Annotated in this window: 26 protein-coding genes; 17 read left to right on the forward strand and 9 right to left on the reverse strand. The window is 72.3% G+C overall.

Annotated elements, in window-relative coordinates; all coding sequences use genetic code 11:
• Nucleotides 1–175 precede the first annotated feature (175 nt).
• The 5 genes from B7R87_RS18485 (at nucleotide 176) to B7R87_RS18505 (ending at nucleotide 6,276) form a co-directional block, all read left to right on the forward strand.
• The gene (locus B7R87_RS18485) at nucleotides 176–802 is read left to right on the forward strand and encodes a lipoprotein (protein WP_006347548.1); all 627 of its coding nucleotides are present in this window, start codon (nucleotides 176–178) and stop codon (nucleotides 800–802) included.
• A gap of 60 nt (nucleotides 803–862) precedes the next feature.
• A complete protein-coding gene (locus B7R87_RS18490) occupies nucleotides 863–2,077 on the forward strand; it encodes a DUF2786 domain-containing protein (RefSeq protein ID WP_130584951.1) in 1,215 nt (404 codons plus the stop codon).
• A gap of 390 nt (nucleotides 2,078–2,467) precedes the next feature.
• Nucleotides 2,468–3,721 carry a pyridoxal-phosphate dependent enzyme gene (locus B7R87_RS18495; RefSeq protein WP_006347546.1) on the forward strand — a complete coding sequence of 418 codons (1,254 nt, stop codon included), beginning with the start codon at nucleotides 2,468–2,470 and terminating at the stop codon, nucleotides 3,719–3,721.
• Complete coding sequence (locus B7R87_RS18500) at nucleotides 3,718–4,920, forward strand: ATP-grasp domain-containing protein (RefSeq protein WP_006347545.1); 1,203 nt, start codon at nucleotides 3,718–3,720, stop codon at nucleotides 4,918–4,920. The genes B7R87_RS18495 and B7R87_RS18500 overlap by 4 nt, the downstream gene beginning before the upstream one ends.
• Nucleotides 4,921–4,947: 27 nt before the next feature.
• Nucleotides 4,948–6,276 carry an MFS transporter gene (locus B7R87_RS18505; RefSeq protein ID WP_130584950.1) on the forward strand — a complete coding sequence of 443 codons (1,329 nt, stop codon included), beginning with the start codon at nucleotides 4,948–4,950 and terminating at the stop codon, nucleotides 6,274–6,276.
• Here the strand turns inward: B7R87_RS18505 and B7R87_RS18510 are convergent.
• Both B7R87_RS18510 and B7R87_RS18515 read right to left on the reverse strand, forming a co-directional pair.
• Complete coding sequence (locus B7R87_RS18510; RefSeq protein WP_006347543.1) at nucleotides 6,174–6,884, reverse strand: sigma-70 family RNA polymerase sigma factor; 711 nt, start codon at nucleotides 6,882–6,884, stop codon at nucleotides 6,174–6,176. The two genes, B7R87_RS18505 and B7R87_RS18510, sit on opposite strands and share 103 nt — an antisense overlap.
• A 60-nt stretch (nucleotides 6,885–6,944) precedes the next feature.
• Nucleotides 6,945–7,712: a hypothetical protein gene (locus B7R87_RS18515; protein ID WP_006347542.1), complete on the reverse strand. Its 768-nt coding sequence runs from the start codon at nucleotides 7,710–7,712 to the stop codon at nucleotides 6,945–6,947.
• A 426-nt stretch (nucleotides 7,713–8,138) separates the two neighbouring features.
• Between B7R87_RS18515 and B7R87_RS18520 the strand changes: the two genes are divergently transcribed.
• Both B7R87_RS18520 and B7R87_RS18525 read left to right on the forward strand, forming a co-directional pair.
• Nucleotides 8,139–8,996, forward strand: coding sequence for a ferric reductase-like transmembrane domain-containing protein (locus B7R87_RS18520; protein WP_391117541.1), 858 nt, complete (start codon nucleotides 8,139–8,141; stop codon nucleotides 8,994–8,996).
• A gap of 93 nt (nucleotides 8,997–9,089) precedes the next feature.
• On the forward strand, nucleotides 9,090–9,653 hold the full coding sequence (locus tag B7R87_RS18525; RefSeq protein ID WP_006347540.1) for an isochorismatase family protein: 564 nt from the start codon (nucleotides 9,090–9,092) through the stop codon (nucleotides 9,651–9,653).
• Nucleotides 9,654–9,698: 45 nt separating this feature from the next.
• Here B7R87_RS18525 and B7R87_RS18530 read toward each other — a convergent pair whose 3' ends face one another.
• Nucleotides 9,699–10,160 (reverse strand): GNAT family N-acetyltransferase, encoded by a 462-nt coding sequence (locus tag B7R87_RS18530; protein ID WP_006347539.1) that lies wholly within the window; start codon nucleotides 10,158–10,160, stop codon nucleotides 9,699–9,701.
• 113 nt (nucleotides 10,161–10,273) lie between these two features.
• Between B7R87_RS18530 and B7R87_RS18535 the strand changes: the two genes are divergently transcribed.
• The gene (locus tag B7R87_RS18535) at nucleotides 10,274–10,504 is read left to right on the forward strand and encodes a DUF4287 domain-containing protein (protein ID WP_006347538.1); all 231 of its coding nucleotides are present in this window, start codon (nucleotides 10,274–10,276) and stop codon (nucleotides 10,502–10,504) included.
• Nucleotides 10,505–10,620: 116 nt separating this feature from the next.
• Here B7R87_RS18535 and B7R87_RS18540 read toward each other — a convergent pair whose 3' ends face one another.
• Nucleotides 10,621–12,006: an MFS transporter gene (locus tag B7R87_RS18540; protein WP_006347537.1), complete on the reverse strand. Its 1,386-nt coding sequence runs from the start codon at nucleotides 12,004–12,006 to the stop codon at nucleotides 10,621–10,623.
• Nucleotides 12,007–12,216: 210 nt separating this feature from the next.
• Between B7R87_RS18540 and B7R87_RS18545 the strand changes: the two genes are divergently transcribed.
• Entirely contained in the window at nucleotides 12,217–14,307 is a 2,091-nt protein-coding gene (locus tag B7R87_RS18545) for an FUSC family protein (protein ID WP_130584948.1), read from the forward strand.
• On the opposite strand, the gene B7R87_RS18550 is transcribed toward B7R87_RS18545, so the two are convergent.
• Nucleotides 14,304–14,846 (reverse strand): hypothetical protein, encoded by a 543-nt coding sequence (locus B7R87_RS18550; RefSeq protein WP_006347534.1) that lies wholly within the window; start codon nucleotides 14,844–14,846, stop codon nucleotides 14,304–14,306. The genes B7R87_RS18545 and B7R87_RS18550 overlap by 4 nt on opposite strands.
• 355 nt (nucleotides 14,847–15,201) lie before the next feature.
• Here B7R87_RS18550 and B7R87_RS18555 point away from each other — a divergent pair, with 355 nt between their 5' ends.
• Entirely contained in the window at nucleotides 15,202–15,444 is a 243-nt protein-coding gene (locus B7R87_RS18555; protein ID WP_006347533.1) for a DUF397 domain-containing protein, read from the forward strand.
• Nucleotides 15,445–15,571: 127 nt separating this feature from the next.
• On the opposite strand, the gene B7R87_RS18560 is transcribed toward B7R87_RS18555, so the two are convergent.
• Nucleotides 15,572–16,213 carry an ATP-binding protein gene (locus B7R87_RS18560; RefSeq protein ID WP_078902207.1) on the reverse strand — a complete coding sequence of 214 codons (642 nt, stop codon included), beginning with the start codon at nucleotides 16,211–16,213 and terminating at the stop codon, nucleotides 15,572–15,574.
• A gap of 503 nt (nucleotides 16,214–16,716) precedes the next feature.
• On the opposite strand from B7R87_RS18560, the gene B7R87_RS18565 reads away from it, so the two are divergent.
• The 3 genes from B7R87_RS18565 to B7R87_RS18575 all read left to right on the forward strand — a co-directional run bounded on the left by B7R87_RS18565 (nucleotide 16,717) and on the right by B7R87_RS18575 (nucleotide 19,992).
• Entirely contained in the window at nucleotides 16,717–17,550 is an 834-nt protein-coding gene (locus tag B7R87_RS18565) for a helix-turn-helix domain-containing protein (RefSeq protein ID WP_187144621.1), read from the forward strand.
• A 305-nt stretch (nucleotides 17,551–17,855) separates the two neighbouring features.
• Nucleotides 17,856–19,313, forward strand: coding sequence for an aldehyde dehydrogenase family protein (locus B7R87_RS18570; protein WP_006347530.1), 1,458 nt, complete (start codon nucleotides 17,856–17,858; stop codon nucleotides 19,311–19,313).
• A 112-nt stretch (nucleotides 19,314–19,425) separates the two neighbouring features.
• Nucleotides 19,426–19,992, forward strand: a complete 567-nt coding sequence (locus tag B7R87_RS18575; RefSeq protein ID WP_006347529.1) for a DinB family protein — start codon at nucleotides 19,426–19,428, stop codon at nucleotides 19,990–19,992.
• Nucleotides 19,993–20,056: 64 nt separating this feature from the next.
• On the opposite strand, the gene B7R87_RS18580 is transcribed toward B7R87_RS18575, so the two are convergent.
• The gene (locus tag B7R87_RS18580; RefSeq protein WP_006347528.1) at nucleotides 20,057–20,782 is read right to left on the reverse strand and encodes a bleomycin resistance protein; all 726 of its coding nucleotides are present in this window, start codon (nucleotides 20,780–20,782) and stop codon (nucleotides 20,057–20,059) included.
• Nucleotides 20,783–20,875: 93 nt separating this feature from the next.
• On the opposite strand from B7R87_RS18580, the gene B7R87_RS18585 reads away from it, so the two are divergent.
• The 3 genes from B7R87_RS18585 to B7R87_RS18595 all read left to right on the forward strand — a co-directional run bounded on the left by B7R87_RS18585 (nucleotide 20,876) and on the right by B7R87_RS18595 (nucleotide 22,524).
• Complete coding sequence (locus B7R87_RS18585; protein ID WP_006347527.1) at nucleotides 20,876–21,517, forward strand: PadR family transcriptional regulator; 642 nt, start codon at nucleotides 20,876–20,878, stop codon at nucleotides 21,515–21,517.
• Nucleotides 21,518–21,623: 106 nt separating this feature from the next.
• On the forward strand, nucleotides 21,624–21,782 hold the full coding sequence (locus tag B7R87_RS18590; RefSeq protein WP_157997790.1) for a hypothetical protein: 159 nt from the start codon (nucleotides 21,624–21,626) through the stop codon (nucleotides 21,780–21,782).
• 94 nt (nucleotides 21,783–21,876) lie between these two features.
• Nucleotides 21,877–22,524: an SMI1/KNR4 family protein gene (locus B7R87_RS18595; RefSeq protein ID WP_233168872.1), complete on the forward strand. Its 648-nt coding sequence runs from the start codon at nucleotides 21,877–21,879 to the stop codon at nucleotides 22,522–22,524.
• 25 nt (nucleotides 22,525–22,549) lie between these two features.
• Here B7R87_RS18595 and B7R87_RS18600 read toward each other — a convergent pair whose 3' ends face one another.
• Both B7R87_RS18600 and B7R87_RS18605 read right to left on the reverse strand, forming a co-directional pair.
• Nucleotides 22,550–23,983, reverse strand: coding sequence for a glutamate decarboxylase (locus B7R87_RS18600; protein ID WP_006347525.1), 1,434 nt, complete (start codon nucleotides 23,981–23,983; stop codon nucleotides 22,550–22,552).
• 158 nt (nucleotides 23,984–24,141) lie between these two features.
• The gene (locus B7R87_RS18605) at nucleotides 24,142–24,516 is read right to left on the reverse strand and encodes a YbjQ family protein (protein ID WP_006347524.1); all 375 of its coding nucleotides are present in this window, start codon (nucleotides 24,514–24,516) and stop codon (nucleotides 24,142–24,144) included.
• A 234-nt stretch (nucleotides 24,517–24,750) separates the two neighbouring features.
• On the opposite strand from B7R87_RS18605, the gene B7R87_RS18610 reads away from it, so the two are divergent.
• Nucleotides 24,751–25,467 carry a DedA family protein gene (locus B7R87_RS18610; RefSeq protein ID WP_006347523.1) on the forward strand — a complete coding sequence of 239 codons (717 nt, stop codon included), beginning with the start codon at nucleotides 24,751–24,753 and terminating at the stop codon, nucleotides 25,465–25,467.
• Nucleotides 25,468–25,598: the final 131 nt, after the last annotated feature.

A 25,598-nucleotide genomic window follows, 5' to 3' on the forward strand; every position in this document is an offset into this window, starting at 1 on the left:
AACGCCTCGCGGCGCGCGTACCGGCCGGGCGGGAGGCAGGGAACCGGACCATCACCGGAAAGATCACGGGCAGGCCGGGGCCGAGCCTCACGCACGACCTAGGATCGGCGCTTTCCTGGCCGTCCACTGCCCGGGCGCCGCGGGGAGCGTTGCAGGGATTCACCGAGGGGGACTCATGACACGTCACGGCATCCGTACGGCCTTCACCGGCGGCGCGGCGGTGCTCGCACTGCTGACCACCGGGTGCAGCGACTCCGGCTCCGGTTCGAATTCCGGTTCCGGTTCCGGTTCTCGTCCCGGACCCGACCCGAAGATCAAAACCCAGCGGATCGGCGCGGCGGGCGGCGCCTGCGACCTGCCCTTCACCTTCGACGCGCCCGCCGACTGGAAGGTCGCTCCCGCGAGCGCGGAGGCGATGGGCGGCTTCACCATGGGGATGGCCGAGATGGTCTGCGAACTGGACGCCCGCCACGCCGGGGTCTCCGGTTTCGTCCGGCTCTGGAACGATCCGACGCAGAGCGCGACCTCCCGTCTCGTGCTGGAGGGCTTCGTCTCCGAAAGCCCTCTGAAGAAGGTGCGGAACGTCGAGTACCGGGAGGTGAAGGCGGGCCCCTACCCGGCCGTCGAGGTCTCCTACGAGGGCGACCACGAACTCTGGGGGGAAGGCCAGCAGGAGCGGCATCTCGCCTTCGAGACCGCCAAGGGCTTCACCGTGATCGACATCGACGCCCAGCACACCCCGGCCCACGGGGAACTGCTGCCCGAGTACGAGCGGATCCGGAAGACCCTCCGGGAGTCCTGAGTCGCGGGCGCCATGGGCCTGGTCTCCCGGCCCGCGGCGCCCGCCCCGCATCATGGAGGGATGAGCACCGCCCCCACGCCGCAGACCACCGTCGAGCGGGCCCTGGCGACCGCGCTGTACGCCCGGGACTCCGGGGCCCGGGACCGGTCCGTCGAGACCGCACTCGACACCGCGGCCTCCCTCCTCGCCGCCGACCCCGGCGCCGACGCCGAGCTGGCCCGGCGGGGCGAGGAGTTCGTCCGCAGGGCCTGGGAGCGGGGCTGGCAGCCCGCCGACGTCGTCCGGATCGTCCGCCGCGATCTCGGTGAACCGCAGCTACGGATCGCGGCCGAACTGATCCGCACCGAATCCCGCCGCTACCCGGAGGCGACCCTTCCGGCGCGCTGGGCGGGACAGCTCGCGGCCCTCGGCCCCGACTCCGTACCGCCGTGGCAGGCCCCCGACCGCTTCTCGTACGCCACCGCCGCGCTGGAGCTGTACCGGCTGCTGCTGCGGCTGCCCGCCGTCGAACCCGTCGGCCCGGTGCCGGGGGAGTCCCCCGCGACCGCGGCGCCGCGCTCCGTACACGAACCGAAAGCGCTCACGCGGATACGGGCGCTGCTCGCCAAGGCCGAGGCCACCGACTATCCGGAGGAGGCCGAGGCACTGTCCGCCAAGGCCCAGGAGCTGGCCGCCCGGCACAGCATCGACGCGGCGGCGCTCGACGCGGGCGGCGAGGGGCGGACGGTCCCCGGCGCCTGCCGGATCGGCGTCGAGCCGCCGTACGAGACCGCCAAGGCGATCCTGCTCGACGCCGTCGCCGAGGCGAACCGCTGCCGCGCCGTCTGGAACAGCGCCTACGACTTCTCGACGGTCGTCGGCTACGCGGCCGACCTCGACGCCGTCGAGCTGCTGTACACCTCGCTGCTGGTCCAGGGCACGGCCGCGATGACCCGTGCCGAGGCGTCCCAGCGGGCCGGCGGCCGGAAGCGGACGAAGACGTTCCGGCAGTCGTTCCTGATGGCGTACGCGTCCCGGGTCGGGGAGCGGCTGACCGCGGCGGCCGAAGCGGTGTCGGGGGCGGCTCCCGCGGGGCTGCTGCCGGTGCTCGCGACCCGCGAGGTCGCCGTCGGCGCCCGTACCGACGAACTGTTCCCGCGGACGACGGCGACCCGGGTCCGCGGCGTTGGCGACGAGGCCGGCTGGACCGAGGGCCGCGCGGCGGCCGACGCGGCCCGCGTCCACCCCGAACGCCGCGGGGTGCGGGGGCCGGGGCCGGGGCAGGGCGGCGGCTGAGCGGCGGGGTCGCGGCCGGGCGGGAGCGGGGCGCCGCGCGGTACGGGCGCGGCCGAGGGCGACCGAGGGCGACCGAGCGGCGGGGCGGGGGCGCGGGGGCGCGGGGGCGCGGCTGAGCGACGGGGACGGGGGGCATGGCGCGCCGCGCCGCGCGGCGGGGACGGGGCAAGGCAGAGCAGGGCGCCGTGGGGCCGGGCCCGGCCCGGGCGCCCCGGGGCCGCGGGCCGCGACCGGCCCGAAACTTCCCGCGGCTCCCCGGGAACTCACCCGGCTTGCGGTACGACTACTCAGGCGACAGGGCACGGCCAATGCTCCACCCGGTCCCCTCACCCGGTCCCCCCACCCGGTCCGGCCCGCGCCCCCTTCGCCCCCACCGGAGGACCCCACACCATGCCCGTTCCCCTCCCCCACTGTCCCGGGAAGGCCCCGGCCGTCGTCCACGAGCACATCACCGACGCCCTCAAGGCCCCCGCCTTCGTCCGGCTCACCCCCACCACCGTCCTCGCCCGCTTCGAGACGATGAAGGTGTACGCCGCCCTCGGCGCCGTACGCACCCTGCTGGAGTCCGGCCGGATCGGACCCGGCCACACCGTCGTCGACAGCTCCAGCGGTATCTACGCGCTGGCGCTCGCCCTCGCCTGCCACCGCTACGGGCTCCGCTGCCATATCGTCGCCTCCACCACGGTCGACGCCGGCCTCCGCGCCCAGCTCGACGTCCTGGGCGCGACCGTCGACCAGATGCCCCCGTCGCACAGCCTCCGCCTCGACCAGGAGCGGCGGGTCCGGCACGTCCGGGCGCTCCTCGCCGGGCGGCCCGACGTCCACTGGATGCGGCAGTACCACGACCGGGTCCACCACGCGGGCTACCGCGAGTTCGCCGGGCTCGTCACCGCCGCCCTGCCGCCCGGGCCGCTCACCGTCGTCGGCGCGGTCGGCACCGGCGCGTCCACCGGCGGGCTGACGGCGGCCCTGCGCGAGAGCGGCCGCCGGGTGCGGCTGATCGGGGTCCAGCCCTTCGGCAGTGTCACGTTCGGCAGCGAGGGCTTCAGCGATCCGGAGGCCATCATCGCCGGAATCGGCAGCTCCATCCCGTTCGGCAATGTCCGGCACGAGCTGTACGACACCCTGCACTGGCTGGACTTCCGGCACGCCATGGCGGGCACGGTGGAACTCCTGCGCCGCCACGCCGTCTTCGCGGGGCTCTCGACGGGGGCCGCACATCTCGTCGCCCGCTGGGAGGCCGCCGGGGACCGCCCGGGCTGCGATCCGGACGATCCGGACGCCCCGGCTCCCGGTACGTACCTCGTGCTCGGCGCCGACACCGGCCACCGCTACACCGAACGCGTCTTCGCCCGCCACACCGAGGCGCTGGACCCGGCCGCCCTGCGCCCCGAACGGATCACCGGCCTCGGTGAACTGCGGCCCCCGTGGGCGGTCATGGAGTGGGCGGGCCGCGCCGCCCCGCCGGGCGCGGTGGCCCGCACGGAACCGCTGACCTGCACGGACCCGGCGACCTGCGCGGACCCACTGACCTGTACGGACCCGGCGACCCGTACGGACCCGCTGATCCGTACGGAGGACACGGCGGCCCGTAGAGACCCTGTGACCTGTACGGACCCGGTGACCTCCGGAGGCCCCCGATGACCATCGCCGCCCTCGAAGCCCTCTCCTTCGGCCTCGAACGCCTCGCGCTCGCCGCCGCCGTCGCCGGACACCGGCTCGTCCTCCTCACCTCCGACCGCACGGTCTACCGCCACGAGCTGGCGGCCATGCCCGACGGCATCCTCGACGTCGTCGACACCGACACCACCGACCAGGACGCCGTACGCCGCGCCCTGGCCGCCCTCCCCGATCTCGCCGGACTGGTCAACACCACCGACACCTGGAGCGTCCCGGCCGCCGATCTCGCCGCCGAGCTGGGGCTGCCCGGGCCCGATCCGGCGGCCGTACGCGTCCTGCGCGACAAGGCCCTCGTCCGGCAGCGGCTGTACGCGGCCGGGCTCAGCCGGGGCACCGCGACCGGGGACCTCGGCGCCGTCGAACTGCCCGCCGTGCTGAAGGACTCGGCGGGCACCTCGTCGCGGGCGGTGTGGATCGTCCACGACGAGAGCGGGCTGCGGACCGCACTCGCCGAGGCGGCGTCGGGCCGGGCGGGCCTGAAGGGGCGGCTGTTCGCCGAGCCGTTCCTCGCCGGGCCGCTGTACAGCGCGGAGACCCTGAGCTGGAAGGGGGAGACCCGGCTGCTGGGCGTCGCCAGCAGGCTGACCTCGCGGTCCCCCGCCGTACGGGAGGAAGGCGCGGCCTTCCCGGTCGCCCTGCCGCCCGGCGAACGCGAGGCCGTCGCCCGCTGGGTCGCGGAGGTCCTCGCCGCCGCCGGACACGACCGGGGCTTCGCCCATGTCGAGTACGTCCACACCGCCCACGGCCCCGAACTCGTCGAGATCAACCGGCGGATCGGCGGCGCCCTGATCGGTGAGGCGCTCTGCCGGGCCCTGGGCGCGGACGTCTACGACGCCCTGGTCGAAACCACCCTCGGCCGGCGGCCGTCCCTGATGGACGGGCCCCTGGTGGCCCCCTTCGAGGGGCCCGCCGTCGCGTTCGTCCTCGTCTACCCGGACCGGCCCGGGACCCTGACCGGATGGCAGGGCCTCGACGGGCTCGCCGCGTTCCCCGGCACGGTGGAGTGGTATCCCGTACGCGCCCCGGGGGACACCGTCACGGACCTCGGGGACCAGCGCGGCTGCACCGGGATGGTGCTCGCGGAGGCGGCCACGGCCGAACTGGCGCAGCACCGGGCGTGGTGCGCGGCGGCGACCGTACGGCCGCTGATGGCGGATGGCTAGGCCGGCACGGCCCAGGGCCCGGGCGTTGTGAGGGCCGGAACGGCAGGCAAGGGGGCGGGGCGCCGTGCGCCGCTCACCCGCCACCAGTTGCTGCTCCTGGGCGCCTCGTTCCTGATCACGGTCGGCAGCTTCGCCGTCCTGCCGTATATGTCCGTTCTCCTCCACGGCAGGTGGGGGCTGGGGCTCGGCACGGTCGGCGCGGTATTGGCGGCCGCCTCCCTCATCCAGTTCGGCGGGGGAGTGTTCGGGGCCGCGCTGGCCCGCCGGATCGGGCTGCGGGCCACGATGCTGACCGCGCTGACGGTCCGTACGGCCGGCTTCGCCTGTTTCGCCCCGGGCGGCGGCGGGCCGGTGCTCGCGGTGGTGGCGCTGCTGCTGGTGTCGGCCGGTGCGGCGCTGTACCTCCCCGCCAACAAGGCGTATCTGGTCGCGGGCCGGCCGGAGGAGGAGCGGCCGAGGCTGCTGGCGCTCAGCGGCTCGGCGTTCACCACGGGCGTCGCGCTGGGGCCGGTGGCGGCGGCGCCGTTCGTCCTGAGCGAGCCGACGGCGCTGTTCGGTGCGGTCGCGCTGCTGTTCGCGGCGGTGTGCGGGGCGCATGCGCTGCTGCCGCCGGTACAGGACGGCGACCGGACGAGCCGGACGGGCCGGACGGGCCGGACGGACCGGGGTACCGGGGTGCGGGGGCGCCCGCCGCGGGAGCCCTTCGCGCCCGCGGAGCGTGCCCCCTTCGCGTACGCCCTCCTCTCGGTCTACGTCTTCATGTACTTCCAGCACTATCTGGCGCTGTACGCGATCCCCCGGATGTCCGCCGCCTCCTACGGTTTCCTGCTGATGGCGTACGCGCTGCTGCTCGCCGTCCTCCAGCCGCTGCTGGCCCGGTGGACGGCGGAGCTGCCGTACGGGCGGGCGCTGCGGCTGGGCTTCGGCGCGATGGCGCTGGGCACGGCCGGGCTGGCGACCGGCGGGCCGGTGGGGATCGCGGCGGGGGCCGCGCTGATGTGCTGGGCCGAGGCCGTGCTGTTCCTCCGCAACGAGCTGGAGGCGCTCGCCGGATCGGCCGCGCCCGCCGCGACCGTCTTCGGCCGTCAGCGGCTGGCGGCGGGCTTCGGCGCGGCGGCGGCCGCCCTGTTCGGCGGCCCGCTGTACGGGGCCGCCGAACGGGCGGGTGACACGGGCCTGTTCTGGCTGGCGGTGGCCGCCCAGAGCCTGCTGCTGCCGGTGGCGGGGTGGGCGGTGGGCCGGGCCCGGCGGGATCAGGCGGCGGCGAGAACCACAGCCCCGGCCGCGGTTCCGGCACCGGGCTCCGGGCCTGCCTCCGCTTCCCCTTCCGGTTCCGGTTCCGGTTCGGGGAGCTGATTCAGCCAGACCCCGGCCAGCTCGCGCCGGGCCCTGGCCACCCGGGATCTTATGGTCCCCACCGGGCAGCCCAGGAGGTCCGCGGCCTCCGCGTAGGAGAGGCCGAGGAGCCGGGTCAGTACGAACGCCTGGCGGCGCCCCGGCTCCAGTGCGCACAGCGCGTCCCGGAACGCCACGGACTCCTCGAAGCCGGGTGTCTGCCGGAGCTGCTGGGCGTGTTCGGCCGCGCCCAGCCAGTCGTCGGCGGTATCGGCGATCCGGGGCCGGGCCGCGGCCCGCCGGATGCCGTCGACGACCACCCTGCGGGCGATCGTCAGCAGCCAGGTCCGTGCCGAACTGCGTCCGGCGAAGCCGCTGAGGCTGGTCAGGGCGCGGGCGTAGGTCTCCTGCGCCAGATCGTCCGCGCCGCCGGGCGCGTCGAGGGGGCCGCCGCCGTACGTCAGACGGCTGACGAAGCGTCGTACGTCCTCGTACGTCGCCTCCACGAACAACTCCGTGGCCCGGCGGTCGCCGGAGCCCGCGGCCAGGGCCCAGTCGGTGATCTGGGCGTCCCGGCGGCCCGGGCCGTGGTCCTGCGCGGCACGGATGTCAACGGGTGAATAGAGCATGACAAAAAGTCCTTCGCGTCCGAGCTGTCCCCGGGGAGGTGGGGGAGGGGAAAGGGGGAGTCAGGACGGAAGGAGCGGGGGCCCGCGGCGGGTGACCGCCCGCAGCAGGAGCAGGGATGCGGGGAGGCGTACCCGCTGCGGGCGCGGTCGGGGCGGGCGGACGCTCTCCGGCGGCAGTACGGCGTACGCGCCGTGGAGCACCGCGCGGGCGAGGCGCAGCCGGCCGCGCAGGAAGAGGTGGAGCGCCAGGGCGATCCGGGCGAGGGCGCGTTGGCCGTGCCAGAACCACCAGCCGCAGACGGCTCCGGCGGCGAGGTGCGCGGCGGTCATGGAGGCGGTCGGGCCGGAGGTGAAAGCGGCCGTGAGTCCGGAGACGAACCCTGATGCGAAACCGGAGGCGAACTCGTAGACCGAGGAGATCGCGGAAAGTGCCGATGCCGTGGCGGACGCGCCGTCGGGCGGCAGCCCGGACGGTGGCCCGGAGGTGGATCCGGGCACCGGGAGCGGCAGTTCACCGGCCGTACCGTACGGAGCGGTGTGCCCGGCCCCGTGGTGCGCCCCGCCGGATCCGGAGCCGTGCGGTACGGCCCCGAAGAGCAGATGGAGGAAGGCCTGGACCGCCGCGCCGACGGAGACGACGACCCCGGCGGAACGTTCCTTTCGGGTCAGCCGCCAGGCCAGTAAGCAGACCGGGGGTACGGCGATGCCGTAGGCGGCGGCGGGCAGTGAGGTGCCCGAGGCCAGGGCGTGTCCGGTTCCGGACACCACGACGCACACCGCGACGAGTACCGCGGTGTGCGCGAGGCGGAGTCCCGATCCGGCTCTCATGCGGCTCATGGTGCCAGCGCGACACGAGGCTTCGGGAGTGTCGGTACCACGGCGATATCGCTGTTTGGAGGGCTTTCACGCGACTGGCGAAGCTGTGACGCACATCACGGAAGCTCCTCGGGAACTCGATGGCCATTCGGGACGACCACTAGGTGGACGAGCACCCTTTTGAGCCAAGGAGCGGATCCGATGCAGCCCCCGCCGGAGCGCACCGCTCCCGACGCCGAGAACGCGCCCCCGACCGGCCCCGGGCCGGGGCGGACCCTCGGTCAGGAGGCCGCAGGGGGAGGCGCGCCCGGGGACGCCCGCGCCACCGGGAGTCCGTCCGCCGAGGGCTCCTCCGTGCCCGGCCCCCGGACCGGAGCGGCCAAAGCCGGCCGGGTGACCCTCCGCTCCGACCTCCGGGCCAGTTGGCCCGACGGGCTCGTGGCCCTCGCCATCACCGCCGCCCTCTCCGCCCTGATCTGGGCCCGGATCAACTCCCGCGCCTCGTCCACCGCCACCGTCATGCCGTTCATGGCCGACGACCCCGAGGCCTTCCTGCTCTACTTCCTCAGCCAGGCCTTCGGCTGGTCCGCGCTGCTGTGGGCGTGGATCACCGTCGTCCTCGGGCTGCTGCTGTCCGGCCCCCGGCCCGCCCGGCTGCCCCTCTCCGGCCCCCGGCTGGAACGCCTCCACCGCACCACCAGCCTCAACACCATCGCGCTGATCGCCGCCCACGCCCTGCTGTTCGCCGCGGAGCTGATCCGGCACAACGACGCCGCTTGGTACGGGGCGGCCTGGACCGCCTTCGTCGAGACGTTCGTCCCCGGCGGCTACGAATCCGGCACCGGCCGGATCGCGATCCCCGTCGGCCAGGCCGCGCTCTATCTCGCGATCCCGCTCGGCCTGCTGTTCTACATACGCCACCGCATCGGCCCGAAGACCTGGCGGGTCCTGCACCGCTTCGTCCTCGTCGTCTACGTCCTGAGCGTCTGGCACACCCTGCTGTACGGCACGAACGTCTGGTACGACGGCTGGTTCCGCACCTCCGTCTGGCTGCTCCAGATCCCGATCGCCGCGCTCTTCCTGGCGCGGCTCCTGTCTCCGGCCCGCCGCTCGGAGCGTCTCCCCGCGCTCGCGGCGGTCCCCGGCGGCGGCAAGCCGCTGTGGACGGCGCGCGCTGCGGGCCGGGCAGCCGCCGCGGCGGTCCTCGTGGTCCTGGTCGCAATCCTCGTCACCGGCCGCGACGGCGGCCGGGAGGAGCCCCCGGCGGACACCACCTCCACCCACAACCACGACTGATCCGCCAGGGCTCGCGCCGCGCCCGGACCCGGGCGGCCCGAGCCGCCGCGAAACTTCCCTGCGGTACGGGTCCGCGGGCCCTACCGTGGCCCCATGCCGCACTCCGCCGCGCTCCTCGTCATCGACCTCCAGAACACCCTGGTGTCCATCGCCCACCGGCCGGACCCGGTACTCACCGCCGTCGCCGGGCTGCGGGCCCGGGCCCTGGCCGCCGGGGTGCCGGTGGTGACCGTCCAGCACCGGGGCGACGGGCTGGAGCCCGGCACGGACGGCTGGCGGGTCGCGCCCGGGATCGCACCCGGCGAGGACGAGCCGGTCGTCCACAAGACCAGTGCCGACAGCTTCCTGGGCACCGACCTGGACACGGTGCTCCGGGGGCTGGGTGTCACGGAGGTCGTCGTCACCGGCTTCGCCACGGAGATCTGTGTGGACACGACGGCCCGTCAGGCGCTGAGTCACGGCTACGACCTGCTGCTCGTCGAGGACGGCCACCTCACATCCGTACGGCCGGAGCAGAGCCCTTTTGCGGCGCCGGAGGCGTCCGTGGCCCATCACAACGCGATATTCCGGTCGATCCGCTTCCCGGGCCGCAGCATCCGGGTACTGCCCGCGGCCGACATCGACTTCTCGCCACCCCCGGCACCCCCGGCGCGCTGAGGCCCCGTACCGCCCCCCTCGTACCGCCCCTTCGTACCGCCGGTCCTACCGCGCCTCGCCGTCCGGACCGAACTCCTTGAACATGTGGACGTCCTCCGCCCCGCCCGGAATGCCGAGCGTGCGGCCCGTCTCCCGGTAGCCGTGGCGCTGGTAGAAGCCCGGCGCCTGGAAGGTGAACGAGGAGACGCAGGCCCGGTCGCAGCCGCGCCGCCGGGCCTCCTCCTCGGCGGCCAGCAGCAGCTTCCCGCCCCAGCCGTCCCGGCGGCTGTCCTCGCGGATCCACAGCATGTCGATACCGAGCAGCCCGCCCCAGGTCCAGCCGGTCAGCCCGCCGATCAGCCGGCCCTCGCCGTCCACGGCCTTCACCGACAGGCCGGTCTGGTCGGCCGCCGTGGTCCCGGTCGCGGGGAAGTTGACCTCGTCGAGCCCGTCCGAGAGGTTCTTGCTCAGCTCGGCGTCCCGGTCTCCGACGCTCAGCACGGCGCCGCTCTGGTGATCATGTGACATGGCGGAAAGTTTTCCATGCGTGATCAGGGAATGCCGATGAGTTTCCCCGATGATGAACGTCTTACTCGTGTCGGCAACCCCGCCGGCCGCCCGTTCGACGAAGGAATCCCGCCATGACCGAGAGCGCCGCCGCCACCCCGCCGAAGGGCCCCGCCTTCTACTTCCCCTCCATCGAGAAGAAGTACGGGCGTCCGATCGCGGAATGGCAGGAGCTGATCCGCGCCTCGCCGCTGACCAAGCACTCGGAGCTGGTGACCTGGCTGAAGACCGAGCACGGTCTGGGGCACGGCCACGCCAACGCGCTGGTCGCGCACACGCTCAAGGAGGACGCGGCCGGGTCCTGACACCACGGCGGCGCATCGCTTCGGGCAGCTGCCGGGCGCGCCCCGGTCCGGCGCCGCCCGCCGTCCGCCGCGGCTTAACGGCCTTCCGCCGGCAAGCCGGCCCGGGTCTGCCCGGACTACTGCGGAGCTCTCTCCGGAACCTCGTCCTCCGGCGACGGTCGCTGCTCCCGGACCTGCGGACCGGAGACCTGCTGCTCCGTGACCTGCTGCCCCGGGCCCTGAGGATCCGTGCCCCCGGCCGCCCGGTCGCCCCCGCCCCGTACCGTCAGCGATCTGACCTGTCTGCTGCACAGCGCCCCCGCCGTGGCCGCCGTGCTCAGCAGCACCCCGCCCAGCAGCGTCGTCCGCGTCCCGTACTCCTCGGCCAGCGGCCCGGCCGCCATCTCGCCGATCGGGAGGGCGAGGACGGAGCCCAGGATGTCGTACGAGTAGACCCGGGCCAGCTTGTCCGCCGGGACGTTCTCCTGGAGGGACAGGTCCCAGGCGACCCCGAACTGCTCGATGGCCATGCCGTTGACGAACATCGCCGCGAACAGCAGCGCCAGCGGTGCCGCCTCCGCCAGGGCGATCAGCGGGAGCGCGTCCAGGGCGACGACCGCGACACCGATGCGGAGCATATGGCGCGAGCGGGAGCGGGCCACGACGAAACCGCCGACGAATGCCCCCACCATCTGCGCCGCCAGGACGAAGCCCCAGGCCGTACGGCCGAAGGTGGAGTCGGCGATGGTGGGGCCGAGGACATGGATGCTGCCGGAAGCGACCGCGTTCACCACGAAGAACTGGCAGACCACCACCCACACCCAGGTACGGGAGGTGAATTCGGTCCAGCCCTCGCGCAGTTCGCGCAGCGGCCGGGAGCGCGGCCCGTCGGCGGGCGGGCGCGGGGCCCGGACACCGTGGTAGGCGGCCCCCGCGCCCAGGAACACCAGCGCGCTGACCGCCATGCCCCAGCCGGGACCGGCCGTCGACGCCAGCAGCCCGCCGAGGGAAGCGCCCGCGATCACGCCGAGGTTGACGCCCATCCGGGTCACCGCGTTCGCCCCGCGCAGCAGGTCCTTCGGCGCCACCTGGGGCACCAGCGCGGCGGTCGCCGGGAGGGAGACCGCGGCCAGCGCGCCGTTCATCACGCTCAGGAACACCAGCAGCCCCATGGACGTCAGGTCCAGCAGGACCCCGGCCGCGACCGCCGCCTGGGACAGGGCCGCGCCCACGCTCGCGCCCTGGAGGATGACCGCGCGGGGCAGCCGGTCGGCGAGGAGCCCGCCGAACAGGATGAGCAGGACGTTCGCGATCGACCTGGCGCCGACGACCAGGCCCAGCATCACCGCGGAGCCGGTCAGGTCGAGCACGGCGAACGCGAGGACCACCGGGGCCATCGCATTGGCGAGCTGGGTCGTCGTCCGGCCCACCACCAGATTGCGGAAGGGGCGGCTCCGGAGGGGGGCCAGCAGGGACCGGGTGTCGACCGCACCCGTGCCCGCGGCCGCTTCCGGCGGGTTCACGGGCGCTTCCGGCGGTTTCACGGGTGGATCCGGTGGGCTCAGGGGCGGTTCCGGTGCGGTCACGGGCGGATCCGGTGCGCTTCGGCAGCGGGCATGCCCGTCAGTCTGTGATCGGCCCATCCCACCGTCAAACGATTACTCCGGCGATACGGACCGGGGTGCCGACGCGCCCAGCCCTCATGGGCAAAGCGGTCGATATAGCCTCAGACCATGACCTGGTACCGGGCGTTGAAGGAGACCGCACGCTCCGGACTCACCATCGACCGCACCGGCCTCGAACCCCTTCTCGCCCTCCGCGGCGCCCTCGGTCTGGCCATCGTCGTCGTCGGTACGCTCGCGCTCTTCGGCCCGCTGGCCGCCGTCAGCTCCGCCTTCGGCGCCTTCCAGGCCGTCATCGCGACCTTCCAGCGCAGCTGGCGGCCCCGGCCCGTACTCGCCCTCGCCTCCGGCGGCTCCCTCGCCGTCTCCACCTTCGTCGGCTATCTCACGGTCGGCCATCTCGCCCTGTTCATCCTCCTGATCGCGGTCTGGACCCTGGCCGCGGGGCTCGCCTGGGGACTCGGCCCGACCGTCGGCATCATCGCCTCGTCCAATGTGGCGATCATGCTGGTCACGATCACCCTGCCGACCTCCGTCGCCACCGCCGCCGGACACGCCGCCGTGATCGCCGCGGGCGGAGTCGTCCAGGCCGCGCTGATCGTGCTGCTGCCCGTCCGCCGCTGGGGCGCCCAGCGCGACGCCCTGGCCGACGCGCTCGCCGCCGAGGCCGACTACGCCCGCAGGCTCCGCCGCGACCCGACCGCCGCCTTCGACCCGGAACCGCTGATGCGGGCCCGCAGCGCCGCCGCCGTCAGCCCCCGGCAGGCCCGCCGCCGCCCCGCCGAACTCCATGGCGCCCGGGGCGTCGCGGAGAAGCTCAGGCCCGTCCTCGCCTCCCTCGCCGACCCGGCGTTCGGCGTCCCCGAGCAGGGGCCGGAGCGGGAGCGCGTACGGGAACTGCTGGCCGCCGCCGCGACCGTACTGGACGCCGCCGCCCAGGCCGTACGGCACGGCGAACCGCCCCGGCTGCCCGCCCCCGCCCTCGCCGCCCTGCGTACCCCCGACACGGACGCCCTGCTGACCGGCCCGCCGCGCCGGGCCGCGCTCCGCCTCTCCGCCCTGCTCGCCGACGTCACCGAGACCGCCCGAGGCGAAGGCGCAGCCGCAGGCCACCGCGACCGGCCCTCCCTGCTGAAGCTGCTGCCCGGCGCGCTGCGGACCGTCCGGGCCGAACTGCGGCGCGGCTCACCCGTACTGCGGCATGCCGTCCGGGGCGCCACCGTCGTCGTCGCGAGCTATCTCGCGGGCACCGCCCTGCCCCTCGGCCACGGCTACTGGGCGCCCATGACCGCGGTGATGGTGATGCGGCCCGACTTCTCCCAGACGTACGCCCGCTCCGTCGCCCGCTTCGGCGGCACCCTGGTCGGCGTCGGGGTCGCCACGGCCGTCGTCGAGACCGCGAACCCGGGCACGTACGCGGCCGCCGCGCTCGCCGTGCTCTGCGCCTTCGGTACGTATCTGGTGCTGCGCACGGGATACGCGGCCGCCAACGTCGGCATCTCCGCCTATGTCGTCTGCCTGCTGTGGATGGGCGGCGAGGAGGCCGGGCAGACCGTGCCGGAACGGATCGTGCTGACCCTGATCGGCGGACTGCTGGCGATGCTGTCGTACGCGGTCTACCCGGCCTGGGAGACGCCCCGGCTGCGCAACCGGCTCGCGGACTGGCTGCTCGCGGACTGCCGTTACGCCGCGGCCGTCGTCGACCACTACGCGAGGCCCGGCGAACCCGACGACGCCGGGCAGGACATCCGCCGGGCCCTGCTCGCGGCCCGCGATGCCCGCCTGGCCTGGCAGGACGCCCTGAGCCGGGCGGCGGACGAGCCGGTAAGGAACCGGGGCCTGTCCCATGCGGCGGCGGACGCGGCCGGGGAAGCCCTCGGCAAACTGGGCCGGGGCGCCATGCTGATGGAGGCCCATCTGCCCGCCCACGAGGACACCCCGGTACCGGCGGCGGCCGGCCTCGCGAAGGCCCTGCGCGCCGACGCCGAACGGGCGGCCAAGGCGGTCCGGGAGCGCCGGCGGCCCGAGTGGCGGCGGGTCGAGGAGGCGCTGGCCGCCTGGGAGGAGAGCCACGAGATCATCGACCCCGGCGCGGCCCTCGTCGGCGAGGCGCTCGACGAACTGTCCGACGCGCTCCCGCCGAAGGCCGGGCCGGACCCGAAACCCACGCCGCCCCGGCCCGATCCACCGGAAAGACCTTAGGAGCCCTGGCCCGTGTACTGCGGCAGGTCCTTCAGCTTCTCCAGATCCTTCAGCTCCTTCGGCAGCGTGCCGCCCGCGACCTTGGTGAAGGTGTCCTTGATCCCGCCGTCCCAGACCACGGTCAGTTCCCCGTTCGCGACTGCGACCGTTCCCATCGTGCGCGTCTTCGAGCCGTCGGCGCACTTCAGGGCGAGCATCAGCGAACCGTGGTCGGCCAGCTCGCCGGTGCATGCCGCACCCTCCGCCATCAGGACGGCCTTCCCCTGGGTGACGGCGAGGCTCAGCGGTTTGCCGTCCGTGACACCGGTCCAGGCGCCCTCGACATCGGCCGGAGCGGTCTTGGCGCCGTCCGTGCCGCCGTCGGCGCCGCTGTCCGTGCCGCCGTCGGCCCCGGGCTCCGCCGGGCCCGATGCCGCGGGCTTGTCCCCGGTGCCGCCGGAACCACCGGCCTTCTCCGACGACGACTTTCCGTCGTCGCTGCTGCAACCGGTCAGTACGAGCGCCGCACCGAGCGCGGCCGCGGCCGCGACCGCCGCCATGGACACGGACGTCCTTGCACGCATCTGGGGTCCCCCGGGGTGTCGGATGGAAAGTGCGCGCCAAGGTAGCAGGCACCGGACCGTCCCACTGTCCGGACTGTTACCTGAAAACGGGAGCCTGACAGCTCGCTTACGCGTCTTTCTCCTATGTACGAGGGAACCCGCCCGTACGCCCCACCCCCGGAGCCGACCGTGGCACGGCCGGCCGGATCCGGGAGGCCCTTCATGTGCGTAACCGCAGCACCACCCCGCGTGCACGTGCATCTGCCCGTGCGAATGCTCATGCAGATGCACGCGAAACACAGCTATGATCCCCGACAGTTGACACATGCACCTTGTACCTCGGGAGCTACTCGTGCACCACGCGTACAACGGCATGGCGGCCGCGGAGCTTCACGGGGTCGTCTGGCAGAAGAGCAGGCACAGCAATTCCCAGGGATCGTGCGTGGAATTCGCCAAGCTGCCCGGAGGGGGCGTGGCGGTACGCAATTCCCGGTTTCCGGACGGTCCGGCGCTGGTCTACACGCCCGCCGAGATCGAAGCGATGCTCCTGGGCATCAAGGACGGGGAGTTCGACCATCTGATCGCGGAGAACTGACGGCCCCTGCTGCATCCCGTCCGGAAACGCGGGAGCGGGCCCGCCCGAAGGCGGACCCGCTCCCGTGGCCCGGCCGCGCTCGCCCCGGAGTCTCAGGACCCCGGGGGCGCGGCCCGGCCCTCCCCGCTCAAGCCAGCCTGAACAGCGCCCACACGACCTTGCCGTGCAGCGCTCCGGCGAGCGGATGCCAGCCCCAACTGTCGGCATAGGCGTCGACCAGGAAGAGCCCCCGGCCGGACTCGGCCGTACCGTCGGGATCAGGGAAGCGTCCCCCGAGGCCCTCCAGCCCCTCGAAAGGGCTCTCGGTCCGCTCCAGGACATCCACCCGGCCCGGCCCGTCGAAGCTGTCGCGCCCGTCCATCCGGCCCGGCCCGTCCATCCGGTCGAGCCCGTCCACGCGGTCGAGACGGTCGAGCCGCTCGGCGCCGCTGCGCCGGTCGGTGCCGCCGGGACCCTGCGCGCTGGGATCCCGTACCGCCACCACCAGCCGCCCGGGCCACCGCATCAGATGCAGGCGTACGGGAGGCAGGAAGGTCTCACGGGCCGGCTCGTCCGGCAGGGCGTGCCGCAGCGCGTTGGTGACCAGCTCCGAGACGACCAGGGCGATATCGTCGAAGTGGTCGTACAGATCCCATTCCTTGAGCGTCGCCTTGGTGAACTGCCGCGCCCCGCGCACCGCTTCGTAGCGGGAGGACAGGGAGCAGGCGGCCGAGCTGAGGGCCTGTGCGGGATCAATCGGGGGAAGCCCTTGCCTTAACGGCTCTAGCATGGTCGATCCATTCGTCCCCATGCGAGGCACTCCCGGGAATCGCGGCTGTGACGCTTCAGTGACGTTTCAACACGAACGAGCACGCAGGTGCGCGGGGACCATGGTTCCCAATGCGTAGGGCAGATGCAAGGGCAGATGCACGTGCACGCAGGACCGCTGTCCGCTCTTGTAGCCATTGAGGCGGATATCTTCCTCTCATCTGTTCCATGGGCTCCCCAAGTGCTTCCCATTTCAGTAACCGGATGAGTACGGCCCGGAGTGATTTGGTGGCAGAATCCGGCACTTGGGGTTCCGGGGGTACTCCACGCCGAGGTGAAGAACCTGTAGAGATGAAGCAGCGGGGAACGGCGGCAGCGCCGTCGGCCGTGAGTCCCGCCGGGAGGCGGGCCGCTCGGGGTGCCCCGAAGCGTCGGACGACAGGACGGACGGGACAGAAGGATGGGGAGGGTCGAGTCGTGACCGCAGGTGAGTCCTGGGCCCAGGGCCCGGGTGGCGGATCCGTGGTGCGGCGCATCCTGCTGGGCTCTCAGCTCAGGCGGCTGCGGGAGTCGCGCGGCGTCACCCGCGAGGCGGCCGGCTATTCGATCCGTGCATCGGAATCAAAGATCAGCCGCATGGAGTTGGGTCGTGTGAGTTTCAAGGCGAGGGACGTCGAGGACCTGCTGACGCTCTACGGAGTGGCCGACGAGACCGAACGGGAAGCACTGCTCGGACTGGTCAAAGAGGCCAATATCGCCGGCTGGTGGCAGCGGTACGGCGATGTGCTGCCCGGCTGGTTCCAGACATATGTCGGACTGGAGGCCGCGGCCTCCCTGATCCGTATCTACGAGGTGCAGTTCGTCCACGGGCTGCTCCAGACCGAGTCGTACGCCCATGCCGTCGTGATGCGCGGCACCCCCGACGCCACCCGCGCCGACGCCGACCGCCGGGTCGCCCTGCGGCTTGAGCGGCAGAAGGTGCTCGTCTCCGAACGCGCCCCGCATCTGCACGCGGTCCTCGACGAGGCGGCGCTCCGCAGGCCGTACGGTGACCGCGCGGTGATGCAGGGACAGCTGAGGCACCTGATCGACATCTCCGAGATGCCGAACGTCACGCTCCAGGTGATGCCGTTCAGCTTCGGCGGCCACTCGGGCGAGAGCGGCGCCTTCACCATGCTCCGCTTCCCGGAGTCCGACCTCTCCGACATCGTCTATCTGGAGCAGATGACCAGCGCGCTCTACATCGACAAGGCCGAAGAGGTGCAGCAGTACGAGAAGGCGATGAAGCGGCTCCAGGAGGACAGCCCCGATCCCGCCGAGAGCCGGGACATCCTGCGCGGACTGCTCCAGCTCACCTGACCCCTTCCCGCTCCCGCGAAGCTCCCCCTTCCCTCGAACCCCTCCCGCCCCCCCGAATCCTTTCCCTTTCTCTCCCCCTTCTCTCCCCTTCGCCCTCGGTTCTCCCCGGCCTCTTCTTTACGTCCGGTGCCGCCGCCCGGACGCCCTCGCCGTCCGGCCGCGACCGGTCCCGGCCTGCCCATGGGCCGTTTTTTGCCGACGTGGTCTACGCCAACTCCGGCTTACCGAACGTATAGTGACGTGACATCAGTGACACGACCCGTCATGCGATTCAGGGGAACCCGAGGGTAAGGATTCGACTCACCATGTCCTTGTTCACCGAGCTGGCCCAGCAGTACATCGACGGCGAGTGGAGGCCCGGGACCGGTTCCTGGGACATCATCGACTTCAACCCCTTCAACGGGGAGAAGTTGGCCTCCATTCCGGTCGCGACCGCCGCCGAGGTGGACCAGGCGTACCGCGCCGCGGAACGGGCCCAGACGGCGTGGGCCGAGACCAATCCCTATGCCCGACGCGCCGTCTTCGAGAACGCCCTGCGGATCATCGAGGACCGTGAGGCCGAGATCACCGAGGCGATCATCGCCGAGCTGGGCGGCACCCATATCAAGGCCGGATTCGAACTCCACCTCGCCAAGGAGTTCCTGCGCGAGGCCATCCAGCTGTCGCTGCGGCCCGAGGGCCGGATCCTGCCGTCACCGGTGGACGGCAAGGAGAACCGGGTCTACCGCCTCCCCGTCGGGGTCGTCGGTGTGATCAGCCCCTTCAACTTCCCCTTCCTGCTCTCCATCAAGTCCGTCGCGCCCTCACTGGCGCTCGGCAACGCGGTGGTCCTCAAGCCCCACCAGAACACCCCCATCTGCGGTGGCTCCCTGGTCGGCAAGGTCTTCGAGGACGCGGGGCTGCCGCCGGGCCTGCTCAATGTCGTGATCACCGATATCGCGGAGATCGGTGACGCGCTGATCGAGCACCCGGTGCCGAAGGCGATCTCCTTCACCGGCTCGGACAAGGTGGGCCAGCACGTGGCCACGGTCTGCGCCGCCAACTTCAAGCGGGCGATCCTGGAGCTCGGCGGCAACAGCGCGCTGATCGTCCTGGACGACGCGGACATCGACTACGCGGTCGACGCGGCCGTCTTCAGCCGGTACGTCCACCAGGGCCAGGTCTGCATGGCCGCCAACCGCGTCCTGGTCGACCGCAGCGTCGAGCAGGAGTTCACCGAGAAGTTCGTCGCCAAGGTGCGCACGCTGAAGGTCGGGGACCCGGCCGACCCGGCCACCCATATCGGCCCCCTGATCAACTCCCGCCAGGCCGACGCCGTCACCTCCCTGGTCGAGCAGACCGTCGCGGCCGGCGCGACGGCGCTGCTGCACGGCGGCGCGGACGGCAATCTGGTCGAACCGTCGGTCCTCACCGGAATCGCCACCGACTCCCCGGTGCTCGGCCAGGAGATCTTCGGCCCGGTGGCCCTGATCGTCCCGTTCGACGGCGAGGACGAGGCGGTACGGATCGCCAACGACACCCCGTACGGGCTCAGCGGCGCGGTCCACACCGCCGATGTGGAGCGCGGGGTCGCCCTGGCCAAGCGGATCAACACCGGCATGATCCACATCAATGACTCCACGGTCCACGACGAGCCGATCGTGCCCTTCGGCGGCGAGAAGCACTCGGGCAGCGGACGCCTCAACGGCGAGTCGATGATCGAAGCGTTCACGACCCAGAAGTGGATCTCCGTCCAGCACGGCAGGTCCCGCTTCCCCTTCTGACTCGCAGCCGACCGGCCATCGAGGACAGCATCTGTCCTCGATGGCCCGTAGCGTTTGCGGTGTCGGAAGGAGGGCGGGAGCCTCTTCTTGAAAGCGGGCGGAAGGCGATTCCATGGTCATCCACGTTCCCTCGGGCGATCCCGGTGACGAGCGGGGCACCCTGCTCTCCTTCGTCGAGGCCCAGCGCGGTGCGATCCGCCGCTCGGTGCTCGGGCTCGGCCGTGAGCAGGCCGTCAGCAGGCCGAGCGCAAGCGAACTGACGCTCGGCGGGCTGCTGAAGCATGTGGCCGAGGTGGAGCTGAACTGGCTCCGGCTGGCCCAGCAGCGGGAGAACGAGCGGGCCCGCACCCGGGAGACCTGGGGCGAGGCCTTCGTCCTCCAGGACGGCGAGACCGTCGAGGAGACGTTGGAGTTCTGGGCCGGGATCGCCGCGGAGACGGAGGAGTTCATCCGCGCCGTACCGTCCATGGACGACACCTTCCCGCTGCCCGAAGCCCCCTGGTTCCCCCAGGGCGAGCGGGTGTCGATGCGCTGGTTCCTGGTCCATCTGGTGGAGGAGTTCGGGCGCCACGCGGGGCATGCGGACATCGTCCGCGAGTCCCTCGACGGACAGACGGCCTTCGCGCTGGTGGCCCTGGAGCAGGAGGCGGCGGAGGCGAAGGCGGCGGGGGCCGCCTGAGGGTCCCACGGGGTCCCTGGGGGCCGCGCGCCTGCCCGGCCCCGCCCTCTGGGGCGCCCGGCCGTCAGCCCGCCGTGTCCGTCAGCTCCGCGAGCCGGGCCAGGTCGTCCCGTACCGCCTCCCGCTCCTCCGCGGACAGCGGCACCGCACCGGCCCGGGCCAGCAGCTCCCGGGCCGCCGTGTCGTCCCCCTGCCGCTGCGCGATATCGCCGCCCAGCACCAGCAGCTTCAGCAGCTGTACGGCAGCGGGGGTACGGTCCGTACGGTCCAGCGCCCGGCCGACGACCCGCGCGGCGGCCGGCAGGTCCTCCTTGGAGTCGGCGAACAGCACCGCATGGTGGAGCGCCCGCTCGAACGGCTCCTTCGGCGCGGGCGGAATGGTGCCGTCCGCGCCTTCCTCACCCGTGAGCTGCCCGATCCGCAGGCTGTTTCCGGTCGGATCCGTCACCAGGAACTGCCGTACCCCGTACGACATGTCCTTCACGGGCCCGATACGAGGCAGGCCCCGGGAGGGGATCCGGCCGTACGCCGCCTTGAGCCCCGCGCGGAACGCGGTGTGCATACCGTCCACATCCTCGGTCAGGACATAGACGCCGGAGTACGAGGCGGCGGGGTCGTACTCCTTCATCCCGAAGAACTGGAGTTCGATGTCGTCGCGCTCGACGACGGCATAGGCGTAGGGGCTGGTCTGGCGGAGGGTCGTGATGAAGCCGAGGGCTTCGTAGAAGGCGACGACGTCCGCCATGAGAGGGGAGTGACACGGGAGGAGTGGGATCGTCTTCTCGGCCATGGGTGCAGAGTATTCAAAATTGAGTACTCTAGTCAAAGTTGAAGAGTCTTCCTCGGTGAGGAGGGCCGGGAAGAGAGAAGAGGTGGTCCCGTCATGTCGGCGATCCGGCTGCTGGTCCTCGGCTCCGTGCGCCAGCACGGACGGGCGCACGGCTACCAGGTCCGCAACGACCTGGAGTACTGGGGCGCCCACGAATGGTCCAACGCCAAACCCGGGTCGATCTACCACGCCCTCAAGCAGATGGCGAAGCAAGGGCTGCTGCTCGCCCATGAGATCGCCCCCTCCACGGCGGGCGGCCCCCCGCGCACCGAGTACGAGATCACCGCGGCCGGCACCGAGGAGTTCTTCTCCCTGCTCCGCGAATCGCTGATCAACTGGGAGCAGAAGATGGACTCCCTCTCCGCGGGTCTCGGCTTCATCGTCGAGCTGGAGCGCGCCGAGGCGGTCGGCCTGCTGCGGCGGCGGATCGACGCGATGGAGGGCTGGAAGACCGCGACCGCCGAGTACTACGACCCGGCGCAGGGGCCGGAGCAGCTCGGTCATATCGGCGAGATCATGAACCTCTGGATTGCCTCCGCCGACTTCGGCAGGGAGTGGACGCTCGCCCTGATCGCCCGCATCGAAGGCGGGGCGTACGTCTTCGCGGGCGAGGGGGAGCCGTTCCGCGGGATCCTCGGAGAGGGCGAGGAGAACCCGTACGCGACGGGCGTTCCGCACCGGGGCGACGAGGAGTAGCCCACCGGGCGTGTGCAACCGTTCCGGGCCGCCCGGCGTCGTTTTGATCAAGAACGGAAGCCGCCCGGTGCGCCCGGGCGCAGGAGCGGAACGGGGTCGGGGACCTATGGAGGAGCTGGGAGGCGCCGTGGTGCGCACCGTCGTCTGGGTCGGCCGGAATGCCTTGGCGATCGGGGAGGCCGTTCTGCTGGGTCTGGACATCAAGGATGTCGCCGACCACCAGCGCAGCGAGCGGAGGCGCCGCCGCCGCCGCGGCAGCCGCTGAGCCGGAAGGCCACGTATATCCACTGCCTGACCTGCGCGAAGACCGCTCCGACGGCATAGGGTGAGTGGTCGGAACCGAGGTCGGGGGGCAGGGCGTGGAGGAACTGATCGACGCGGTCGTGCGCGGCGCGAGCCGGATCGGCCGCGGAGCCGTCCGGCTGTACGAGCTGGTGGGTCCGACGCCGGACGAGGAGCGGGACCCGAGCCGTCCGCGCGAACGCCGCGGGGACGGCGGACCGCGGCTCACGGAGGACGAGATCCGCGAGGCGGAGGCGGAGTTCGGCATCACCTTCCCCGCGGAGTACCGGACGTATCTCCTCGAACCATTCGGTGTGCGTGGGGTCAACCCGCTGCGCCGGACCCCCGAGGGCTGGCGCTGGGAGACCTCGTACACCATCGACTACCACCTCCTCGCCACCGACTTCCCGCATCCCGACACGGATCCGGACGCCCTCATGCCGTCCCGGGACGACTTCTCCGACCCCGCGGCCTTCGATGCGGCGTACGAGGCCTGGGACGCGGAGATGAACGCGTACATGGACCGGATGACGGCCGGCTGCGTGGTGATCCAGGACGACGGCTGCGGATTCTCCACCCTGCTGGTCGTCACCGGCCCGCTGGCGGGAACCGTGTGGTTCGACGCCACGGCGACGACCGAACGGATCATGCCGCTGAAGTCCGGCGGCCGGTCGTGCACCTTCGACAACTGGGTGAGGGGAAGGACCCGGAGCACCCCCTTCTGACGGTCGGCCCCGGCCGCGCCGCGCCTCAGTGGTGGAACGCGGTCGCCTTCCCCCGGTCCCGCGACAGCGGTCCGCTCTGCGCCCGCAGCTCCGGCAGCAGCCGGGCCAGGTCCTCCGCCAGGAGCTCCGCCAGATCGGCCGAGAAGCCGTTGCGGCACACCACCCGCAGCACCGCCAGATCCTCCCGGTTCTTCGGGAAGGTGTAGGCGGGTACCAGCCAGCCGGACTCGCGCAGCCGCCGGGAGACGTCGAAGACGTCGAAGGCGGTCACGTCCGGTGCCGTGGTCACCGCGAAGACCGGCAGTTCGTTGCCGTGCGTCAGCAGCCGGAAGTCGTCGTGCTCGCCGAACTTCGCGGCCAGCCCGGTGGCGATGTCCCGGGCCGACTGCTGGACCGCCCGGTAGCCGTCCCGGCCCAGCCGCAGGAACGTGTAGTACTGGGCGACGACCTGTGCCCCGGGCCGGGAGAAGTTCAGGGCGAAGGTCGGCATGTCGCCGCCCAGGTAGTTGACCCGGAACACCAGCTCCTCGGGCAGTTCGGCCGCCGACCGCCACAGCGCCCAGCCGACACCCGGATAGACCAGCCCGTACTTGTGGCCCGAGGTGTTGATGGACGACACCCGGGGCAGCCGGAAGTCCCACACCAGGTCCTCGTCGAGGAAGGGGGCCACCATTGCGCCCGACGCGCCGTCCACATGGACCGGGATGTCGAGGCCGGTCCGCCGCTGGAGTTCGTCGAGCGCCGCGCAGAGCTCGGCCACCGGCTCGTACGAGCCGTCGAAGGTGGAGCCCAGGACGGCGACCACCCCGATCGTGTTCTCGTCGCAGAGTTCGGCAGCGGCCTCCGGGTCGAGATGGAACCGTTCGCCTTCCATCGGCACCAGCCGCGGCTCCACCTCCCAGAAGGTGCAGAACTTCTCCCAGCACACCTGCACATTGACGCCCATCACCAGATTGGGCCGGGCGGACGACGGATAGCGGTCCGCGTTCCGTTTGGCCCAGCGGCGTTTGAGCGCCATCCCGGCCAGCATGCAGGCCTCACTCGACCCGGTCGTGGAGCAGCCGACCGCGCCGGCCGGGTCCGGCGCGTGCCACAGGTCCGCGAGCATCGCCACACACCGCTTCTCCAGTTCGGCGGTGCGCGGGTACTCGTCCTTGTCGATCATGTTCTTGTCGCGGCACTCGTCCATCAGGACGCCCGCCTGCGGCTCCATCCAGGTGGTGACGAAGGTGGCGAGGTTGAGCCGCGAATTGCCGTCGAGCATCAGCTCGTCCTGGACGATGCGGTACGCGGTCATCGGCGGCAGCGGCCCGTCGGGAAGCCGGTGCGTGGGCGGCGCCTCCTCCATTCCGCTGACCGGGTTGGCCTCTCCGTAGAACGGGTTGAGCGACAGCTCGCGCCGTCGGTGCTCCTGCCGGGAGTCGCCGCCGGAGGTGTCCGCGCCCTTGTGGAGTGCCATCAGCGTCTGCCGCCTTTCGCACGTGCGTGCGCCGCGCGGCCCCGGCGGGGCCGTCGGACCCAGGCTGGTACGGGGGCGGGGGGCCCGCAACGCGAGCCGCACCGAAGGGCGTAACCGGAGGATGCAGACAGGGCCCAAGGGGAGGGCCGGGATGCGGCCTACACCGTATCGGCGGGTTCGATCACCACGGCCGTGCCGTAGGCGCAGACCTCCGTCCCCACGTCCGCCGCCTCCGTCACGTCGAACCGGAACATCAGCACCGCGTTCGCCCCCCGCGCCCTGGCCTGCTCCACCAGCCGTTCCATGGCCTGGTTGCGGGTCTCCACCAGCGTCTTGGTCAGCCCCTTCAGCTCGCCGCCGATCATCGACTTCAGACCGGCGCCGATCTGGCTGCCCAGATGGCGCGAGCGCACGGTCAGCCCGAAGACCTCCCCGATCACCTGCCGGACCCGGTAGCCGGGTACGTCGTTCGTGGTCACGACGAGGACGTCCGAGGACGGGGCCTGGCCGCCGCCGTAATCCGTGATGCCCATGTTCGTTCGCCTTTCGTCCGACGGTCCGCCGCCGGGCCGTCCGCCCGGGCGGACGCCCGTACCGCACAAGCTTTCCCGTGCGGAGGGCAGCGTGCATCCCGGGAAGGCCGGAGGAACGCCTTACGGGGCCGATGCGTTGATAGCTTTGGCCGAACGGCAGTTGTCGCGCCCCGTTCGACGCGCGCGAACCCGTCCCTCTCCTACTCCGACGACTCTCACAGGAGCCCGGACCTCGTGACTACCCTTTCGCTCGGCCCGAGCTGGCTGGACCCGGACTATCTGATCGGTACCTTCGGCCTGATCGGTGTACTGATCATCGTCTTCGCCGAGTCCGGTCTCCTCATCGGCTTCTTCCTGCCGGGCGACTCCCTGCTCTTCACCACCGGCCTGCTGGTGACCAGCGGCAAGCTGGACACCCTGCCGCTGTGGGCGGTCTGCACCCTGATCGTCCTCGCCGCCGTCATCGGCGACCAGGTCGGCTATCTCTTCGGGCGCAAGGTCGGCCCGGCGCTCTTCAAGAAGCCCGACTCCCGCTTCTTCAAACAGGAGAACGTGGAGAAGGCGCACGACTTCTTCGAGAAGTACGGGCCGAAGTCCCTGGTCCTGGCCCGCTTCGTGCCCATCGTGCGGACGTTCACCCCGATCATCGCGGGCGTCTCCCGGATGAACTACCGCTCCTTCATCACGTACAACATCGTCGGCGGTGTGCTGTGGGGCGCGGGCGTCACCCTGCTGGGCGCGGCCCTCGGCAATGTGGAGTTCGTCCACCAGAACATCGAGGCGATCCTGATCCTGATCGTCGCGCTCTCGGTGCTCCCGATCGTGATCGAACTGCTGCGGGCCCGCAAGCAGGGCAAGAAGGCGCGTGCCGAGGAGGCGCAGCAGCCCGGAGGCCCGGCGGGTGACACCCCCGACGCCCCGGGGCCGCGCGGCCGCCACGCGAAGCGCTGAGGCGCGGCAGTACGACGGCGAGAGCCGCGCCCGTCGACGTGACGGGCGCGGCTCTCGCCGTCTGCGTACACCTGTGTACGGGACTGCGGTCCCGCGCGGGACCACGCCATGGACGGGCGCCGGGACACCCC

It is taken from the genome of Streptomyces tsukubensis (assembly GCF_003932715.1).
Taxonomy (GTDB): domain Bacteria; phylum Actinomycetota; class Actinomycetes; order Streptomycetales; family Streptomycetaceae; genus Streptomyces; species Streptomyces tsukubensis.

Excerpts from the sequence above, each read along its gene's own strand:
- B7R87_RS18485 (WP_006347548.1), top strand. The coding sequence starts at position 176 with ATGACACGTCACGGCATCCGTACGGCCTTCACCGGCGGCGCGGCGGTG.
- B7R87_RS18490 (WP_130584951.1), top strand. The coding sequence starts at position 863 with ATGAGCACCGCCCCCACGCCGCAGACCACCGTCGAGCGGGCCCTGGCG.
- B7R87_RS18495 (WP_006347546.1), top strand. The coding sequence starts at position 2,468 with ATGCCCGTTCCCCTCCCCCACTGTCCCGGGAAGGCCCCGGCCGTCGTC.
- B7R87_RS18500 (WP_006347545.1), top strand. The coding sequence starts at position 3,718 with ATGACCATCGCCGCCCTCGAAGCCCTCTCCTTCGGCCTCGAACGCCTC.
- B7R87_RS18510 (WP_006347543.1), bottom strand. The coding sequence starts at position 6,884 with ATGCTCTATTCACCCGTTGACATCCGTGCCGCGCAGGACCACGGCCCG.
- B7R87_RS18515 (WP_006347542.1), bottom strand. The coding sequence starts at position 7,712 with ATGAGAGCCGGATCGGGACTCCGCCTCGCGCACACCGCGGTACTCGTC.
- B7R87_RS18525 (WP_006347540.1), top strand. The coding sequence starts at position 9,090 with ATGCCGCACTCCGCCGCGCTCCTCGTCATCGACCTCCAGAACACCCTG.
- B7R87_RS18530 (WP_006347539.1), bottom strand. The coding sequence starts at position 10,160 with ATGTCACATGATCACCAGAGCGGCGCCGTGCTGAGCGTCGGAGACCGG.
- B7R87_RS18535 (WP_006347538.1), top strand. The coding sequence starts at position 10,274 with ATGACCGAGAGCGCCGCCGCCACCCCGCCGAAGGGCCCCGCCTTCTAC.
- B7R87_RS18545 (WP_130584948.1), top strand. The coding sequence starts at position 12,217 with ATGACCTGGTACCGGGCGTTGAAGGAGACCGCACGCTCCGGACTCACC.
- B7R87_RS18550 (WP_006347534.1), bottom strand. The coding sequence starts at position 14,846 with ATGGCGGCGGTCGCGGCCGCGGCCGCGCTCGGTGCGGCGCTCGTACTG.
- B7R87_RS18560 (WP_078902207.1), bottom strand. The coding sequence starts at position 16,213 with ATGCTAGAGCCGTTAAGGCAAGGGCTTCCCCCGATTGATCCCGCACAG.
- B7R87_RS18570 (WP_006347530.1), top strand. The coding sequence starts at position 17,856 with ATGTCCTTGTTCACCGAGCTGGCCCAGCAGTACATCGACGGCGAGTGG.
- B7R87_RS18575 (WP_006347529.1), top strand. The coding sequence starts at position 19,426 with ATGGTCATCCACGTTCCCTCGGGCGATCCCGGTGACGAGCGGGGCACC.
- B7R87_RS18580 (WP_006347528.1), bottom strand. The coding sequence starts at position 20,782 with ATGGCCGAGAAGACGATCCCACTCCTCCCGTGTCACTCCCCTCTCATG.
- B7R87_RS18585 (WP_006347527.1), top strand. The coding sequence starts at position 20,876 with ATGTCGGCGATCCGGCTGCTGGTCCTCGGCTCCGTGCGCCAGCACGGA.
- B7R87_RS18590 (WP_157997790.1), top strand. The coding sequence starts at position 21,624 with ATGGAGGAGCTGGGAGGCGCCGTGGTGCGCACCGTCGTCTGGGTCGGC.
- B7R87_RS18600 (WP_006347525.1), bottom strand. The coding sequence starts at position 23,983 with ATGGCACTCCACAAGGGCGCGGACACCTCCGGCGGCGACTCCCGGCAG.
- B7R87_RS18605 (WP_006347524.1), bottom strand. The coding sequence starts at position 24,516 with ATGGGCATCACGGATTACGGCGGCGGCCAGGCCCCGTCCTCGGACGTC.